This is a genomic window from Micromonospora sp. WMMD1128 (assembly GCF_027497235.1).
Taxonomy (GTDB): domain Bacteria; phylum Actinomycetota; class Actinomycetes; order Mycobacteriales; family Micromonosporaceae; genus Micromonospora.
The window spans coordinates 77,830-94,574 of sequence record NZ_CP114902.1; the positions used below are offsets into that span (position 1 = coordinate 77,830).

General features: G+C 75.0%; 13 protein-coding genes. 8 read left to right on the forward strand and 5 right to left on the reverse strand.

Annotated features, from left to right (window positions below):
• Positions 1 to 161: 161 nt before the first annotated feature.
• The 5 genes from O7602_RS00395 (at position 162) to O7602_RS00415 (ending at position 4,647) form a co-directional block, all read left to right on the forward strand.
• On the forward strand, positions 162 to 1,259 hold the full coding sequence (locus O7602_RS00395) for a CapA family protein (RefSeq protein ID WP_281590026.1): 1,098 nt from the start codon (positions 162 to 164) through the stop codon (positions 1,257 to 1,259).
• Positions 1,260 to 1,318: 59 nt separating this feature from the next.
• The gene (nth, locus tag O7602_RS00400) at positions 1,319 to 2,098 is read left to right on the forward strand and encodes an endonuclease III (protein ID WP_281586264.1); all 780 of its coding nucleotides are present in this window, start codon (positions 1,319 to 1,321) and stop codon (positions 2,096 to 2,098) included.
• Positions 2,095 to 2,703 (forward strand): TlpA disulfide reductase family protein, encoded by a 609-nt coding sequence (locus tag O7602_RS00405; protein ID WP_281586266.1) that lies wholly within the window; start codon positions 2,095 to 2,097, stop codon positions 2,701 to 2,703. The genes nth and O7602_RS00405 overlap by 4 nt, the downstream gene beginning before the upstream one ends.
• Positions 2,700 to 3,392, forward strand: a complete 693-nt coding sequence (locus O7602_RS00410; RefSeq protein ID WP_281586268.1) for a CoA pyrophosphatase — start codon at positions 2,700 to 2,702, stop codon at positions 3,390 to 3,392. Before O7602_RS00405 ends, O7602_RS00410 begins: the two co-directional genes overlap by 4 nt.
• Positions 3,393 to 3,468: 76 nt before the next feature.
• Positions 3,469 to 4,647: a MarP family serine protease gene (locus O7602_RS00415; RefSeq protein ID WP_281586269.1), complete on the forward strand. Its 1,179-nt coding sequence runs from the start codon at positions 3,469 to 3,471 to the stop codon at positions 4,645 to 4,647.
• A gap of 13 nt (positions 4,648 to 4,660) precedes the next feature.
• On the opposite strand, the gene O7602_RS00420 is transcribed toward O7602_RS00415, so the two are convergent.
• From O7602_RS00420 to eccCa, 4 genes are all read right to left on the reverse strand, one after another.
• Positions 4,661 to 5,386: a phosphatase PAP2 family protein gene (locus tag O7602_RS00420; protein ID WP_281586270.1), complete on the reverse strand. Its 726-nt coding sequence runs from the start codon at positions 5,384 to 5,386 to the stop codon at positions 4,661 to 4,663.
• Between the two features lie 30 nt (positions 5,387 to 5,416).
• The gene (locus tag O7602_RS00425; RefSeq protein WP_281586271.1) at positions 5,417 to 6,208 is read right to left on the reverse strand and encodes a phosphatase PAP2 family protein; all 792 of its coding nucleotides are present in this window, start codon (positions 6,206 to 6,208) and stop codon (positions 5,417 to 5,419) included.
• A 52-nt stretch (positions 6,209 to 6,260) separates the two neighbouring features.
• Positions 6,261 to 7,553, reverse strand: a complete 1,293-nt coding sequence (gene mycP / locus O7602_RS00430; protein ID WP_281586272.1) for a type VII secretion-associated serine protease mycosin — start codon at positions 7,551 to 7,553, stop codon at positions 6,261 to 6,263.
• Positions 7,554 to 7,672: 119 nt separating this feature from the next.
• Positions 7,673 to 11,629 carry a type VII secretion protein EccCa gene (gene eccCa, locus O7602_RS00435; RefSeq protein WP_281586273.1) on the reverse strand — a complete coding sequence of 1,319 codons (3,957 nt, stop codon included), beginning with the start codon at positions 11,627 to 11,629 and terminating at the stop codon, positions 7,673 to 7,675.
• 101 nt (positions 11,630 to 11,730) lie between these two features.
• Between eccCa and eccD the strand changes: the two genes are divergently transcribed.
• Positions 11,731 to 13,116: a type VII secretion integral membrane protein EccD gene (eccD, locus tag O7602_RS00440; RefSeq protein WP_281586274.1), complete on the forward strand. Its 1,386-nt coding sequence runs from the start codon at positions 11,731 to 11,733 to the stop codon at positions 13,114 to 13,116.
• Between the two features lie 95 nt (positions 13,117 to 13,211).
• Here eccD and O7602_RS00445 read toward each other — a convergent pair whose 3' ends face one another.
• A complete protein-coding gene (locus tag O7602_RS00445) occupies positions 13,212 to 13,718 on the reverse strand; it encodes an inorganic diphosphatase (RefSeq protein WP_091070192.1) in 507 nt (168 codons plus the stop codon).
• A gap of 464 nt (positions 13,719 to 14,182) precedes the next feature.
• Here O7602_RS00445 and dacB point away from each other — a divergent pair, with 464 nt between their 5' ends.
• Together dacB and O7602_RS00455 are read left to right on the forward strand one after the other, a co-directional pair.
• Positions 14,183 to 15,607, forward strand: a complete 1,425-nt coding sequence (dacB, locus tag O7602_RS00450; RefSeq protein ID WP_281590028.1) for a D-alanyl-D-alanine carboxypeptidase/D-alanyl-D-alanine-endopeptidase — start codon at positions 14,183 to 14,185, stop codon at positions 15,605 to 15,607.
• Between the two features lie 66 nt (positions 15,608 to 15,673).
• Positions 15,674 to 16,741 carry a zinc-dependent metalloprotease gene (locus tag O7602_RS00455; RefSeq protein ID WP_281586275.1) on the forward strand — a complete coding sequence of 356 codons (1,068 nt, stop codon included), beginning with the start codon at positions 15,674 to 15,676 and terminating at the stop codon, positions 16,739 to 16,741.
• Positions 16,742 to 16,745: the final 4 nt, after the last annotated feature.

A 16,745-nucleotide genomic window follows, 5' to 3' on the forward strand; every position in this document is an offset into this window, starting at 1 on the left:
GCGTTCCCGGCACGGTAGCGTCGCCGACGATGTACGCTCCCACCCCTTCTGTGTCCCGTGCCCGTCGCCCCGCCGGTCCGGGCCCGCGCCGCGTCGACCCCGCCGCGCGCCGGTCCGTCCTCGGCGCGCGGCTCGCCGCGCTCGGCGCCCTCTTCGCGGTCCTGCTCGCCGCCGGCTGCTCGGACTCCGGCGGCGACGACCCGCTCTGGCAGAACGGGCAGGGCGGGGGGTCGACCGGCTCGGCCGGGCCCGCCACGGGCGACCAGCCGGCGGCCGGCGAGTCGAAGGAGCCGTCGATCTCACTCACTGCGACCGGCGACGTGATCATGGGGAACGCGCCGGACCGGCTTCCCCCCAACGGCGGCAAGGGCTTCTTCGACGACGTGAAGTCCGCGCTCAAGGGTGACCTGGTGATGGGCAACCTGGAGGAGCCGCTCACCGAGGACACCGGCGCCGGCAAGTGCGGCCCGAACCCGAAGAACTGCTATCAGTTCCGGGCACCGCCCGGCTACGCGGCGCACCTGCGCACGGCCGGGTTCCAGCTGCTCAACCAGGCCAACAACCACGGCAACGACTACGGGCAGCAGGGCTACGAGAACACCCAGTCGGCGCTTGAGGCGCACGGGCTCAAGCACACCGGGGCGCCCGGCGAGATCACCGTCGTCGAGGTCAAGGGCATCAAGGTGGCAGTGGTCGGCTTCTCGTCGTACCCCTGGTCGAACAGCCTGGTCGACCTCGACGCCGCCAAGCAGGTCATCGAGATGGCCAAGGAGCAGGCCCAGCTCGTGGTGGTGCAGGTGCACATGGGCGCCGAGGGCGCCGACAAGACCAGGGTGAAGCCGGGCACCGAGACGTACGTCGGGGAGAACCGGGGCGACCCGGTGCGCTTCTCCCGTGCCGTCATCGACGCCGGCGCGGACCTGGTGATCGGGCACGGCCCGCACGTGCTGCGTGGCATGGAGTTCTACCAGGGCAAGCTGATCGCCTACAGCCTGGGCAACTTCGCCGGCGGCGGGAAGTCGTTGAACAGCGCCGGCCGGCTCGGCTGGGGCGGCGTGCTCAAGGTGTCGCTCACCGCCGAGGGGCGGTTCGTCGGCGGCACGTTCACCTCGACCGTGATGAACGGCGTGGGCCGTCCGTCCGTCGACCGGCAGGACCGTGGTCTCGGGCTGGTGCGCGAGCTGACCGGGACGGACTTCGGCAGGACCGGCGCGAAGCTCGACGCGACCGGCAAGATCAGCGCCCCGGCGGGTGGCTGAGCGCACGCGGACCGCGTCGGCGCGCCGGCTCGTCGGCCCCGCGACGTAGGCTGGCCGGCGTGACCACGCGCTCCCCCGAGACCGACCTCGGCCGTACGCGTCGCGCCCGCCGCATCGGCCGGGTGCTGACCGAGACCCACCCCGACGCGCACTGTGAACTCGACCACGCCAACGCGCTGGAGCTGGCGGTCGCCACGATCCTGTCCGCCCAGTGCACCGACAAGAAGGTCAACGAGGTCACGCCGAAGTTGTTCGCCCGCTACCGCACCGCCGCCGACTACGCCGGGGCGGACCGCGCGGAGCTGGAGGAGCTGATCCGGCCCACCGGGTTCTACCGCAACAAGACCAGCTCACTGATCAACCTGGGCCGCGCGCTCTGCGAGCGGTACGACGGCGAGGTGCCCGGCAAGCTGACCGACCTGGTCACCCTGCCGGGCATCGGGCGCAAGACCGCGAACGTCATCCTCGGCAACGCCTTCGACGTCCCCGGCATCACCGTCGACACCCACTTCCAACGGCTGGTGCAGCGGTGGGAGCTGACCATTGAGACCGACCCGGTCAAGATCGAGCACGCGATCGGCGCGATCTTCCCCAGGCGCGACTGGACCATGCTGTCGCACCGGATCATCTTCCACGGCCGCCGGGTCTGCCATGCCCGCAAGCCGGCCTGCGGCGCGTGCACGCTGGCGAAGCTCTGCCCCGCGTACGGCACCGGGCCGACCGAGCCGGCCGCCGCGGCCAAGCTGTTGAAGGGCCCCCGCGCGCGGGACCTCGCGGCGGCCGTCGGGCTCGACCCCGACCTGGTGCCGCCGCAGGCGACCGGGGCGGACGTGCCGTGAACCACCGCCGGCTCATCCTCCTGCTCGTCCCGCTGCTGCTGGCGGCGGCGGGCTGCACCGCCACGGCCGAGGAGCCCGCCGGGCCGGCGCCGGCCACCCGGGCGGAACGCCCGTCGCCGTTCGCCGACTGCGCCCCGCTGACCGTGGCGCCGGCCTCGGCCACGCCGTCGCCGCCCGGCAAGGCCGGTGATCCGCTGCCCGACCTGACGCTCAACTGCTTCACCGGCGGGGCGCCGGTGCGGCTGCGCGAGGTGAAGGGCCCGGCCGTGCTCAACGTCTGGGCGTCCTGGTGCCCGCCGTGCCGCAAGGAACTGCCCGCGTTCCAGCGGCTCAGCGAGCGGGCCGACGGCCGGTTCCAGGTCATCGGCGTGAACAGCCGGGACAGCCGCGGCGGCGCGCAGTCCATCGGTGAGGACTTCGGCGTCGGCTTCCCGATGCTCGTCGACCAGGGCGACGCGTTCGAACGCGCGCTCGAACGCAGCGCGTTCCCGCTGACCGTGCTCGTCGGCGCCGACGGCCGGATCCGGCACATCGAGGGGACCGGCGCGCTCGACGACGCCCGCCTCGCCACGCTCGTCCGTACCCACCTCGGGGTGACCGTATGACCCGACGGCCGCCCGGATGGTTCGACCCGCTGCTGGGCCGGCTCGGCACCGCGCGGGCGGAGGACTTCACCCGGCTCACCACGCCGGAGACCGGCGGCCGGGAGAGCGCCGTGCTGGTGCTGCTCGGCGAGGAACCCGGCGCCGGGCCGGACGTGCTCGTCCTCCAGCGCGCCGCGACCCTGCGCAACCACGCCGGCCAGCCGGCCTTCCCCGGCGGGGCGGCCGACCCGGAGGACGCCGACGCCCGGGCCACCGCGCTGCGCGAGGCGAACGAGGAGGTCGACCTCGACCCGGCAAGCGTCACCGTGCTGGCCGAGCTGCCCCGCCTCTGGATCCCGGTGAGTGACTTCGTGGTCACCCCGGTGCTCGCCTGGTGGCACGACCCGCACCCGGTGCACCCGCGCGAGCCGGCCGAGGTGGCGCACGTCGCCCGGCTGCCCGTGGCCGAGCTTGTCGACCCGGACAACCGGATGCGGGTACGCCATCCCAGCGGCTGGACCGGCCCGGCCTTCTCGGCGCGCGGCATGCTGGTCTGGGGCTTCACCGCCGGAGTGATCGACCGGCTGCTGGAGATGGGCGGCTGGGCCCGGCCCTGGCCGCGCTCCCGGGTGGTGGAGCTGCCGCCGGTCGGCGCCACGCCGGCCCCCTCGGCCGGCACCGACGCGGCCGACGAGAGCCGGGTGCGCTGATCACTCGCACGCATCCTCAGGTCACGTTCAGCGAGCGCTGAGCCGGCTGCGAGCCCGGTGCCCGTACCCTGGGGGCGTGTCCGCCGTGGATCTCGTACTGCTGCTGCTCATGCTCGTGTTCGCGATCAGCGGATACCGTCAGGGCTTCGTCATCGGTGCCCTGTCGTTCTCCGGGTTCTTCCTGGGCGCGTTGATAGGTCTCCAGGTCGGCCCGCTGATCGCCAGGCAGTTCGCGGCCAGCGGCACCCGGGTGCTGATCTCCCTGGTGGCGATCTTCGGGCTCGCCGTGCTGGGGCAGGCGCTCGCCGGTTGGCTCGGCTCCAACCTGCGCGCCGCCATCACCGGACCGACCGGGAAGAAGGTCGACGACGTCGGCGGCGCATTCATCTCGGTCATCGCAGTCATGCTCGTGGCCTGGCTGGTCGCGGTGCCGCTGGGCTCCTCGTCGGTGCCCTGGCTGGCCGCCTCGGTCAAGGACAGCGCGCTGCTCACCGTGGTGGACCGGGTGCTGCCCGACCGCGCCCAGGAGCTCTCCACGGCGTTGCGGGACACCGTCGACACCAACGGCTTCCCCGACGTGTTCAACGGCCTGGGCAGCACCAACGCCCGGCAGGTCTCCCCGCCAGACCCGGCGCTCGCCGGCTCGCAGGTGGTCGCGAACAGCAAGCGGTCCGTGGTGAAAGTGCTCGGCTCCGCGCCGAGCTGCTCCCGCCGGATCGAGGGCTCCGGCTTCGTCTACGCCGACGACCGGGTGATGACGAACGCGCACGTGGTGGCCGGCACCCGATCGGTGGCGGTGGAGCTGCGCGGGGAGCGCTACGACGGCGAGGTGGTGGTCTACGACCCGGCGCGGGACCTGGCCGTGCTCTACGTGCCCGGGCTGCCCGGACCGTCGCTGCGTTTCGCCGCCGGGGCCGCCGGCAGCGGGGCGGACGCGATCGTGCTCGGCTTCCCCCTCGACGGCCCGTACGACGCCCGGCCGGCCCGGGTCCGCGACGTCGACCGGATCACCGGGCCGGACATCTACTCCTCCGGCGACGTGACGCGGGAGATCTACACGATCCGGGCGCTGGTGCGCAGCGGCAACTCCGGCGGCCCGCTCGTCTCCTCGAACGGGCTGGTGCTCGGGGTGATCTTCGCGGCGGCCGCGGACGACCCGAACACCGGCTTCGCGGTGACCGCGGCCGAGGCGCGGTCGGTGGCGCTGGCGGGCGCGGAGCGTACCCGGGGAGTGGCCACCGGCGACTGCACCTGAGCCGGCGCGGCGGTCAGCCGCCTGCCGGCGCGCCCGCCGGCGTCACGTCGTCGCCCGGACGGATCGGCGGCACCTTCGCCCGCCCCCAGGTGAGCGTGCGGTCGAGCACCGTCCGCGCCATGATCGCCACGCAGGTGCCGCCGTTGACGAACGAGGCCACCACGTCACTCGGATGGTGCATGCCCCGGTACATCCGAGTGAGCGCCACGCCGACCGGGACCAGCACCAGCAGCGTCCACCAGGTGACCTTGGCCGGCGTGCTGCGCGCCCGCAGCGCCAGCAGCAGTGCGAGGCCGACGTAGAGCGCGGTCGCCGCCGAGGTGTGCCCGGAGGGGAAGCTGGACGTCGGCGGGGAGGAGTCCATGTGCGCCACGGCCGGACGGTTCCGGTCGATGACCATGGTGGTGAAGAGGAAGATCAGGGCCTGCGCGATCACCGCCGCGCAGAGGAAGATCGGCTCCCGCCAGCGGTGCAGCACCAGCCGCAGCACCAACGCGGCCAGCACCGTCACCACGACGATCATCTGGGTGCTGGCCAACGTGCTGAAGACGAGCGAGACGTCGTTCCACCCCGGACTCCGGTCGCCCGCGAACTCCCGGTTGACCGCGTCCTCCACGGTGAACGGCCAGGTGTGCGTGAGCACCCGGGTGACCAGCAGGCCCAGGCCCACCATGGCGGCGAAGAGCAGGGCCACCGGCAGCAGGACGCGCCGGGCGATCTGGACCGCGACATCGGACATGAGCCGCCCTTTACCCCGCCGGACCTCCTGTTACGCCCATCTATCCTCGGAACCCGGCTCGACCACCTCGGGTTCCACCCCCTCCTGCAGCGGCCGGACCGGCCGGTGCCCGGCGCCGGGCCGCCAGGTGGTGAAACCGGCCGCGGTGGCGGCCACCACGGCCGCACCGAGCACCCAGCCGCCCACCACGTCGCTGGTCCAGTGCACGCCCAACGCGATCCGGCTCAGCCCGGTCACCACCGTGAGCAGCGCCGCCGCGGTCCACAACGCGACCCGCCCGGCCCCGCCGCGGGCGAACGGCAGGAAGACCAGCAGCAGCACCCCGGCGGCCAGCGCCGCGGTCAGCGCGTGCCCGGACGGGAAGGAGTAACCGGCGGCCCGGGCCACCGGCTCCAGCAGATCCGGCCGGTCCCGGCCGACGAGCAGTTTGAGCAGCGCGCCGAGCAGGCCACCGGCCACCATCGTGGCCACCACCCAGACCGCCAGCCGGCGTGCCCCGCGCCGCAGCAGCCAGATCACCACCACCGCGGCGGCCACCCGCAGCGGGCCGGGCCCGAAGACGTGCGTCCACACGGTCATCGCCCGCACCCAGGCCGGATGACCCACCGCGTAGCCGTGGAACGCGTCGGTGACCGCCGCGTCCAGCCGGAGCAGCGGCGGCCAGGCACCGAGCACCAGCAGCGCCAGCAGGGCGAACGGCACCAGCACCAGGATCGCCGCGACGGCGGCCAGGGTGAGCCGGAGACCCAGCGACCGGTCGGGGTCGAGGCGGCGGCTCCGCCAGGACCGGTCGCGGGTGAACGTCGAGCCGGAGCTGTTCATGCGATGGTCACTACCCCGCTCGGCGCGTGGTCAGACCGGTGGCGGTCGCCGGTCAGCGACGGGCCCGCCGGAACCGGCGCACCATCAACGCGGTGCCGGTGACAAGCGCGACGAACAGGGCCAGCCCGGACCACAGCCGCTCCGGCGTGGAACGGTCGGCCTGCCCCGCCGGGCGGGCCGCCCACCCCGCCGGCTGCGAGCGGCCGAGCGGGTCGCCGCCCTGCCCCGCCGCCGCGGCCCGGGTGTCCGGGTCCGCACCCGGCGCGGGCCCGAAGCCCACCACGCCCGGCGAGGCGTTGTCGTCGAGCGGGTTGTGCCCCACCGCCGCCACGTCGGCGGTGAGCGCCGCCACCGGGTCGACCATGCCGTAGCCGAACCGGTCGTCCCGGCCGGTCGGGCCGAGATCCCGGGCGGTGCGGATCAGCCGGTTGACCACGTCGCCGGCCGACATCCGTGGATACCGCGCGCGGACCAGGGCGGCCGTGGCGGCGACAAGCGGCGCGGCGAAGCTCGTGCCCTGCACCCGCCAGTAGCCACCCTGCGAACGGGCGCCGTAGAGAGCGGTGGCCGGTGCGCTGAGGATGGTCTCGCGGCCGGTGATCGCGCCGGACCAGAGGTGCTCGCTGTTGCGATCCAGGCCGGTGACCGCCAGCACGCCCGGCTCCCGGGCCGGATACCAGACCTTCGTGGTGGTCGAGGTGGCCAGGTTGCCGGTGCACGCCACCACCACCACGTCCCGGGCGAAGGCGTAGTCGAGCGCGGCGGCCAGGGCCGGGCTGTCTCCGCCGCCGCCCAACGACAGGTTGACCACGCGGGCGCCGTTGTCGACCGCCCAGCGCACCGCCTTCGCGATGATCAAAGCGTCGTCGTACCGGTTCTCGGCGTCCAGCACCCGGATCGGGAGGATCTTCGCGTCCGGCGCCAGCCCCACCACGCCACGGTCGTCGTCGGCCCGGCCGGCGATCAACCCGGCCACCGTGGTGCCGTGCCCGACCGGATCCGGCTCGTCCGTGCCGCCCGGCGAGACCATGTCGAGGCCGGGCAGCACCTGCCCGGCCAGGTCCGGGTGGGACGCGTCCACCCCGGAGTCGATCACTGCGACCACCACGCCGCGACCGGTCGACGTCTTCCAGGCGGTCTTCGCCCGCAGCTCCGCCAACTGCCACTGCTCGTCGCGGACCTGGTCCGCCCGGAACACGAGCCGCGGAGTCGCCCAGGAGGGCGGCCGGGTGGCGACGGAGGCGGCCGGCGCGGCGTACGCCGGCGGAACCAGCGGACCGGCCGTGACGGCCAGCCCCGCCGCGGCGGCGAGCAGTGCCCGCCCGGCGAGACGCCGGGGCGGCACGCCGGGAAGTCCCTGCCGGTCCCTGGTCACAGTCCCCCAGCCATTCCGTCGCTCCCGAAACATGCTGCTCGGAGATTACCGGTTGTCCCGGCCGTCACGGGGCACTTCCGCGCGTCCGGTCACCCGGGCGGGAGATGAGCCAACTGCACCAGACGTACGCCCTCACGGCGGGTGACCAGACGGGCCCGGCCCGGCGGCAGTGGCCCGGCCTTCACCTGCCCGACGAGCGGACCCTCCTCCGGGCCGCCCGACATCACCAGCCCGGCCGTGGACAACTCCCGCAGCCGCTGGATGATCGGTTCGTACGCGGTCCGCCCGGCCCCGCCGGAACGCCGTGCCAGCACCAGGTGCAGCCCGACGTCCCGGGCATGCGGAAGGTGCTCCTCCAACGCCCGCAACGGGTTCGTCGGCCCGCCGGCCACCAGGTCGTAGTCGTCGACGAGCACGAACAACTCCGGCCCGGTCCACCACGACCGGCTGCGCAACTCGGCCGGAGTCACCCCGGGCCCCGGCTGCCGCCCCTGGAGATAACCGACCGCCGACTCGATCAGCTCGGTGGTGTGCGGGGCGGCGGTGCCATACCCGATGAGGTGGGCCGTCTCGATCGCGCCCATCAGGCTGCGCCGGTAGTCGACCAGGATCACCCGGGCCTGCTCCGGGGCGAACCGACCGACGATCGAGGTGGCGAGCGCGCGCAGGAACGAGGACTTGCCGCACTCGGCGTCGCCGAAGACCACGAAGTTCGGCTCGGTGGCGAAGTCCAGCACCACCGGGGCCAGGTCGGCCTCGGCCACCCCGATCGGGAAGGCCAGGCCGGTGGTCCCGGTCTGGTCCAGCTCGGCGTACGGCAGCACCGGCGGGAGCAGCCGTACCCGGGGCGCGGCCGGGCCGGTCCACGCCTGCGCGACGGACGTGACCAGGTCACCGGTCTCGGCGCCCAAGGCGGTCACCCGGGGCTGCGCGGTGAGGAAGTGCAGCCCACCGGCGGTGATCCCGCGCCCCGGCCGCTCCTCCGGCACGGTCGCCGCCAGCGCGCGCTTGACCACCACCGAGTCGGCCGGGTCGCCGAGGCGCAGCTCCAGCCGGGACCCGAACAGGTCCCGGATCGCCGGCCGGAAGTCCGACCAGCGCAGCGCGCTCGCCACCACGTGCACCCCGTACGCCAGCCCCCGGGTGGCCAGCTCGGTGACGAGCGGCTCCAGGTCCTCGTACTCACCACGCAGCGTGTTCCAGCCGTCCACGACCAGGAACACGTCCCCGAACGGGTCGGCCCCGGCCGGTCCGCCCGCCGGCGTGGCGGCCCGCCGCCGGCGCCAGGCGGCCATCGACTCCACCCCCGCCTCGGTGAACCGCCGCTCCCGCTCGGTGAGCAGGTTGGCGACCTCGCCGACGGTGCGACGGACCGCGGTGCCGTCGGTCCGGCCGCTGACGCCGCCGACGTGCGGCAGGTCGCGCAGTGCGCCGAGCGTCCCGCCGCCGAAGTCGAGGCAATAGACCTGCACCTCGGTCGGGGTGTGGGTGAGCGCCAACGCGCAGACGAGCGTGCGCAGCAGCGCCGACCGGCCGCTGCGGGTGGTGCCGACCACCGCGACGTGTCCGGCCGCACCGTCCAGGGCCAGCCAGAACAGGTCCCGCCGCTGCTCGAAGGGCTTGTCCACCACGGCCACCGGCACCTGCAACGCGCCGTGCAGCTCGGGATTGGCCACGGTCAGCCCGCGGGTCGGATCGACGCCGACCGGGCCGAGCAGCTCGTCCAGCGTGGGTGCGGCGTCCAGCGGGGGCAGCCACACCTGGTGGGCCGGGGGACCCTGCCCGGCCAGCCGGCCCACGAGCAGGTCGAGCAGTGTCTCCCCGCCCTCCTCCTCGGCCGTGAGGGCGGCCGGCTCGGCCGGCTCGGGCACCGGCGTCAGGTGGGTGGAGAACGCGAGCACCCGCGCCTCGCCGGCGCCGGCGCCGCCCGCCGGGCCGGTGCGCCGGCGGACCGCCCCGGAGACGTACGCGGCTTTGAACCGGACCAGCGGATCGGTGCCGGAACGCAGGTAGCCGTGCCCGGGCGTGCGGGGCAGCTCGTGCGCGTCCGGCACGCCGAGCACCGTCCGGGACTCCAGCGCCGAGAACGTGCGCAACCCGATCCGGTACGACAGGTGGGTGTCCAGCCCGCGCAGCCGTCCCTCCTCCAGCCGCTGGCTGGCCAGCAGCAGGTGCACGCCGAGCGACCGGCCCAGCCGGCCGATCTGCACGAACAGGTCGATGAAGTCGGGCTTGGCGGAGAGCAGCTCGGAGAACTCGTCGCAGATCAGCAGCAGCGACGGCAGCGGGGCCAGCGGGCTGCCGGCCGCGCGCGCCCGCTCGTAGTCGCGCACGCTCGCGAAGTTGCCGGCCCGGCGCAGCAGCTCCTGACGACGCATCAGCTCCCCGTTGATCGCGTCGACCATCCGGTCGACCAGGGGTAGCGCGTCGGCCAGGTTGGTGATCACGGCGGCGGTGTGCGGCAACCGCTCGAACGGCGCGAAGGTGGCACCGCCCTTGAAGTCGACGAGCACGAAGTTGAGCTGCTCCGAGCCGTGCGTGGCGGCCAGACCGAGCACGAGCGTGCGGAGCAGCTCCGACTTGCCCGACCCGGTGGCCCCGATCAGCAGTCCGTGCGGGCCCATGCCGTCGAGCGCCGACTCCTTCAGGTCAAGGTCGATCGCCCCGCCGTCCGCGCCCACCCCGATCGGCACCCGCAGCCGGTCGCGGGCGGCGCGGGGCGCCCAGCCCTGCTCGGCGGTGAAGCCCTCCGGGTCGCCGAGGCCGAGCAGCTCCGGCAGGCCCGGCTCGGCGCCAGGTGCCGCGGCCGGTCCACGTGCCGCACCGGCCAGCCGCAGCGGCGCGAGCCGCCGGGCCACCGCCTCCGCGTCCGCCGGCGCCAGCGTGTCCGCGGCGCCGACCTCGGCGTGCCCCTCCGCGGAGTGCGAGTGCAGCCGGCCGTCGACCACGTCGAGCAGCAGGGCGTACCGGTCGAGCAGCCGGGGCGGCGGGGTGTCCAGGTCGAGCACGGTGACCGCGTCGATGCCGCCGTCGCCGGCCAGGTCGGCGGCCCCGGTCAGGTCGCCGCCGTCGAGCACCACCACCACGTGCGGCCCGTCGGTGGCCGGGCCGTGCGGGCTGAACCGGGACCGGCTGCCGAGCACGTCGTCGAGGAGCCGTTCCAGGTCGGCGGCGGCGCTGGTGACCAGGCGCACCGGACCGAGCGCGTCGGTGCGCGCCGGGTGGTGGGCGTGCGGCAGCCACTTCACCCACTCCCAGCGGTCCCGGCGTTCCGGCCCGGCGCAGACCGCGACCAGCATCTCGTCCGGGGCGTGGAAGACGGCGAGCTGGGTGAGCACCGCCCGGGCCAGCGCCTGCGCGGCCGGCGAGCCGGCGCCGCGTACCGCGCCGGCCGGACCGCGCACGAAGACCCGGGCGAAGCTGCGCAGCGACAGCGCCACCGGCAGGTCCGGCACCACCGAGTACGCGTCCAGGAAGCGCCGCAACGCCCCGGCGGTCATCGGCTCCAGCTCCTCCAGCGGGCGGGTGACCGGCGGGACCAGCGGGGTGGCGAGCGTCTGCGGCCCGACGCCCACGCGGACCACGGCGAAGTCCGGGTCGCCCGGCCGGCGCTCCCACACCCGGTGGCTGTCCACCGTGGACCAGAGTCGCCCCGGCTCCGGATGGCGGTAGGAGAGCCCGGCCCGTTGCGCGCCGGCGGTCTCCCGGACCCGGCTGCGCAGCGTGGCCAGGTGCCGCAGGTATTCCCGGCGGGCGCCCATCAGCTCGGACTTCTTCGGGCCGGCACTGCCCCAGGTGGTGACGAGCATCGCCAGCGAGGAGAGCCCGAACATCCCGCCCACCACGTACGAGTAGGCGCCGCCGCCCCGGCCGAACATCATCGCCATGGCCACCGTCCCGCCGAGCATCGGCAGCACCAGCAGCGCCTGCTGCCAGCGCCCGCCGGCCGCGGTGGGGATCTCCGGCGGCGCCTCGACGGGCAGCTCGCCGACCGGGATCTCCGGGGCCGGACGGCGCGGTGGCCGCTTGATGACGACAGTGGACACGCAGCCTCCCATGGCTCTCGGTAACCCGAGCCTGGCTCATAGTAGGTAAAGTCCTCTCGTCCGTCAGCCCACCGATCCGGCTCGATGATGGAGATACGTCGATGACAAGCGGGCTCGCCCGGGTCACGATCAGCGCGCCCCGGCGGCGGGTCGACGTGGCCCTGCCGGAGCAGACTCCCCTGGCCGAGCTGCTGCCCGAGGTGCTCCGGCACGCCGGGGAGGGGCTCGCCGACGACGGCGAACGGCACGGCGGGTGGGTGCTGCGGCGCACCGACGGCGCGGTGCTCGCCACCGCCCAGGCGCTGTTGCCGCAGGGCGTCCGCGACGGCGAGGTGCTGCACCTCGTACCCGCCCGCGCGGAGTGGCCCGAGCTGGAGTACGACGACGTGGTCGAGGCGATCGTCGACGGGTCCCGCCGCCGCGGGGCCGCCTGGTCGGCCGGCGCGACCCGGGCCGCCACGCTCGCCGGCGCCGGTGTGCCGCTCGCCGTCGGGCTGGTCGCCGTGCTGTCGGCCGGTCCCGGGGAACGCGGCGGCTGGCCGGTCGCCACCGCGGTCGCCCTGATCCTGGTGCTCGCCGCCACCGCCGCCTCCCGGGCGTACGGGGACGGCCCGGCCGGCGCCGCCCTCGGCGGATACGCGCTGCCCTGGGCGGCGGCGGCCGGGGCGCTCGCGGTCGGCTCGGGCGATCCGGTCGGCCCGCTCCCCGGCCTGCGCTGGCTCGGCGCGCCCGAACTGCTCGTCGGCTCCGTCGCGCTGCTGCTGGTGGCGGTGCTCGTCCTCCTCGGCGTGGCCCACCGGTCCCGGGTCCCGGTGGCCGGCGTGACCGCCGGCGCGGGCGGCGCGGCGGCCGCCCTCGGCGCGCTGCCGCTCGACCCGGCCGGCACCGCGGCCGTGCTGCTCGGCGTCCTGGTCTTCGCGCTCGGCGGTCTGCCGCTGCTGGCCATCCGGGTCGGCAAGCTGCCGCTGCCACCGCTCACCCTGCCCACCCCCGCCGGCACCCGCGACCTGCCCGACCGGGGGCGGGTGCACGCGGCGGTGGCCCGGGCCGAGGAGGCGCTGACCGGGATGCTGCTCGGGCACGCGCTGCTGGCCGTGGGCGCCGCCGTCGTGCTCGTGGCCACCGGTAGGACCTCCGGGCGGCTGCTTGTCGCCGTCGCCTGCGGCGTGCTGCTGCTGCGTTCCCGGCTCTTCGTGGCGGTGCGGCACCGGGTGCCGGCCGTCACCGCCGGGCTGGCCGGCTACGCCCTGCTCGGCATGGTGGTCGCGGCACGGGTCGGGCCGGGCGGTCGGATCGCGCTGGCCGTCGGCGGGCTCGCCCTGGCCCTGGCGACGGTCACCGCCGGCGTGACGTACGCCCGGCGGCCGGTCTCGCCGTACCTCGGACGGTTGGCCGACCTGACCGACACCGCGCTCGTGGTCGCGGTGGTCCCGGTGGCCTGCGCGGTGCTCGACCTCTACGACCGGGCCCGCGGCCTGCTCGCCTGAACGCGACCGGCCCGCGACCGGCCCGCGACCGGCTCGCCCGGACGCGCCGGGGCCCGGGTCGCGAACGCGGCCCGGGCCCCGGCGAGGTCTCGCCGTCAGTGCAGCGTCTCGCCGCGCTCCGCGGCCTCCTTGGCACGCCGGTAGGAGTTGACGATCTCCGCCTCCGCCTCGACCCGACCCACCCAGGTCGCGCCCTCGACCGACTTGCCCGGCTCCAGGTCCTTGTAGACCTCGAAGAAGTGCTGGATCTCCAGCCGGTCGAACTCGCCCAGGTGGTGGATGTCCCGCAGGTGCTCCTGGCGCGGGTCCTCGTAGGGGACGCAGAGGACCTTGTCGTCGCCGCCCTTCTCGTCCGTCATCCGGAACATGCCGATGGTGCGGCAGCGGATCAGGCAGCCCGGGAAGGTGGGCTCGGGCACCAGCACCAGCGCGTCCAGCGGGTCGCCGTCCTCGCCCAGGGTGCCCTCGATGAAGCCGTAGTCGGCGGGGTACTGGGTGGAGGTGAAGAGGGTGCGGTCCAGCCGGATCCGGCCGGTCGCGTGGTCCACCTCGTACTTGTTGCGGTGACCCTTGGGGATCTCAACCGTGACGTCGAAATCCATCTTCCACGCTCCCTCGTTGCCCACGCTGGCTGACGGAAACCACCGGCTCGCCGCCCGCACGGGGGAACGCCCCCGCCGGCTCCGGCCGCCGCATAGTGTTCGGACCGAAGTAGTGTCACCCAAGGTGATTTCGAGTGGGGGAGGAGGGGTCCGTGGGGAGGGAAGATTCACACTACCGCCCCGAGGGGGTTGACGGGCGGCGGTCCGCCGGATCCGATGCCGGTCCCACTGGGGCCGCCGGGCGGGTGTCCGTCCCCGGCGCCAACCTGACCCATCCGGCGACGCCGGCCACCGGCTCGGCCCGGTTCGGCCACCCGGGCGACCGGACGTCGCCGGGAAACTGGCCCGCCCCGGTCCCGGTGAGCCCGCCGGTCCCGCCCGCGAGTGTCGCCCCGCCGCCATACTCTCCGCCGCCGCCCGCCGGCTCTCCGCCGCCGGCCGTCCGGCCGCGCCGCCGGGGCCGACTGGTCGCCGTGCTCGTCGGCGTGCTGGTCCTGGCCCTCGCGGCGGGCGGAGTGGCCGTGCTCCGGCCCGGCCCGGTCGCCGGCTGGCTCGGCGGCGGGGCCACGCCATCCGGTACGGCCGCCGCGCCGCCCGAGCCCGACCCGCCGGCGGTGCTGGCCGGCCCGGACGGCAACGCCCCGCTGCCCACCGGGGCCGGCCTCCGGGCCGCGCTGGATCCGCTGGTACGCGCCGCCGCGCTCGGCGACCGGGTGCACGTGTCGGTGGCGGACGTGAGCACCGGTCAGGCGCTCTACGGCAACGGGCCGGACACGCCCACCGTGCCCGCCTCGGTGACCAAGCTGGCCACCGCCGTCGCGGTGCTCGCGGCGCGCGGCCCGGCGTACCGGATCCCCACCCGGGCGGTGGCCGGCGCGAACCCGGGCGAGGTGGTCCTGGTCGGCGGCGGCGACCCCACCCTCGCGGTGGACAAGAAGAACGCCTTCTATCCGGGCGCGGCCCGCCTGGACGACCTGGCCGCCCAGGTACGCGCCGCGCTCGGCGGCACCGCCCCGACCAAGGTGACCGTCGACTCGTCGCTGTTCAGCGGCCCGGTCTTCGAGCCCGGCTGGGACGCCGACATCCCCACCGGCGGGTTCGGCGCGGCGATCACCGCGCTGATGACCGACGGCGCGCGGAAGGACCCGGCGCAGGCACGGCGCACCGCCGAGGAGACCAACCACGCCGCCGAGCGGGTGCCACAGCCGGACCTGACCGCCGGCCGGCAGTTCGCGAAGCTGCTCGGGCTCACCGGGAGCGCGGCCCAGGTGACCCGGGAAACCGCGCCGACCGCCGGCGGGTCGGGCACCGCGCCCGGCGCCGAGCTGGGCAAGGTCGAGTCGTTGCCGGTGATTCGGCTGGTCGACATCATGATCAGCGACAGCGACAACGTGATCGCCGAGACGATGGCCCGCCAGGTCGCGCTGGCCAAGGGCAAGCCCGGGTCCTTCGTCGGCGGCGCGGCGGCCACCGACGAGGTGCTCGGCGAGCTGGGGCTGCCCGCCGAGGAGATCAGCCTGGCCGACGGCAGCGGGCTGTCCCGTACCAACCGGATCAGCCCGTCGCTGCTCACCGACCTGATCACGCTCGCCGGCAACGGGAGTCACCCCGAGCTGGCCGCGATCTTCGGCGGCCTGCCGGTCGGCGGCTGGTCCGGCACGCTCGACGACCGCTACCGGGCGGCCACCACCAAGGCCGGCGCCGGCGTGGTGCGCGCCAAGACCGGCACGCTGACCGGGGTGAACGCCATCGCCGGAACGGTGACCACCGCCGACGGCCGGCTGCTCACGTTCGCCGTGCTCACCGACCGGACCCAGGGTTCGCTCGACGACACCCGGCAGGCGCTCGACCGGATCACCTCCGCGCTGGCCGGCTGCGGCTGTCGGTGACCGACCACCGTCGATCGGCCGGCGTGAGCCGGGGTGGGGGTGTTCCGGCGCGGGTACGGTGGGTTCATGGCGCAGTTCGTGGACTGGGATCTGGCCGCCGCTACCGCGGGGGCGCTGAGCAAGTCGGGCCCCCGGGTGTCGTACGCCGAGGCCACCGACGTCGTCGGTGACCTGCGCCGGCTGACCGAGGAGGCCGCCGGCCACGTCGCCGACTACACCGGCCTGCGGGCCCAGGTGGCGCACCCGCCGGTGCGCGTGGTCGACCGCCGGGACTGGGCGGCGGCGAACATCGCCGGGTTGCGCGAGGTCGTCACCCCGCTCGTCGAGCGGCTCTCCGGGGACAAGCGGCCGGGCGCGTTCACCGAGGCGATCGGCTCCCGGCTCACCGGCGTGCAGGCCGGCACCATCCTGGCCTACCTCTCCGGCCGGGTGCTCGGCCAGTACGAGGTCTTCGCCGGCGACCCCGGGCAACTGCTGCTCGTGGCCCCGAACATCGTCGAGGTCGAGCGGAAGCTCGGCGCCGACCCGCGTGACTTCCGGCTGTGGGTGTGCCTGCACGAGGTGACCCACCGCACCCAGTTCACCGCCGTGCCGTGGATGCGCGCCTACTTCCTCGGCGAGGTGCAGGCGTTCGTGGACGCCTCGCAGGGCGGCGAGCACCTGCTGGAGCGCCTGCGCCGCGGCGTGGCCACGCTCTCCGACGCGGTCCGGGAGCCGGACAGCCGGGCCAGCGTGCTGGACATCGTGCAGACGCCGGCGCAGCGGGCCGTGCTGGACCGGCTGACCGCGCTGATGACCCTGCTGGAGGGGCACGCGGAGTTCGTGATGGACGGCGTCGGCCCGGAGGTCATTCCCAGCGTCGAGGCGATCCGGTCGGCGTTCAACCGCCGCCGGGAGTCCGGCAACCCGCTGGAGAAGGCGATCCGCCGGCTGCTCGGCGTCGAGGTGAAGATGCGCCAGTACGCCGAGGGCCGCAAGTTCGTGCACGGCGTGGTCGACCGCGTCGGTATGACCGGCTTCAACAAGATCTTCTCCTCCCCGCTCACCCTGCCCCGGCTGGACGAGTTGGGCGACCCGGACGCCTGGGTGTCGCGGGTGCACGGGCCGGCCGGTGCCACCCCGACCGCCGGCTGAACCG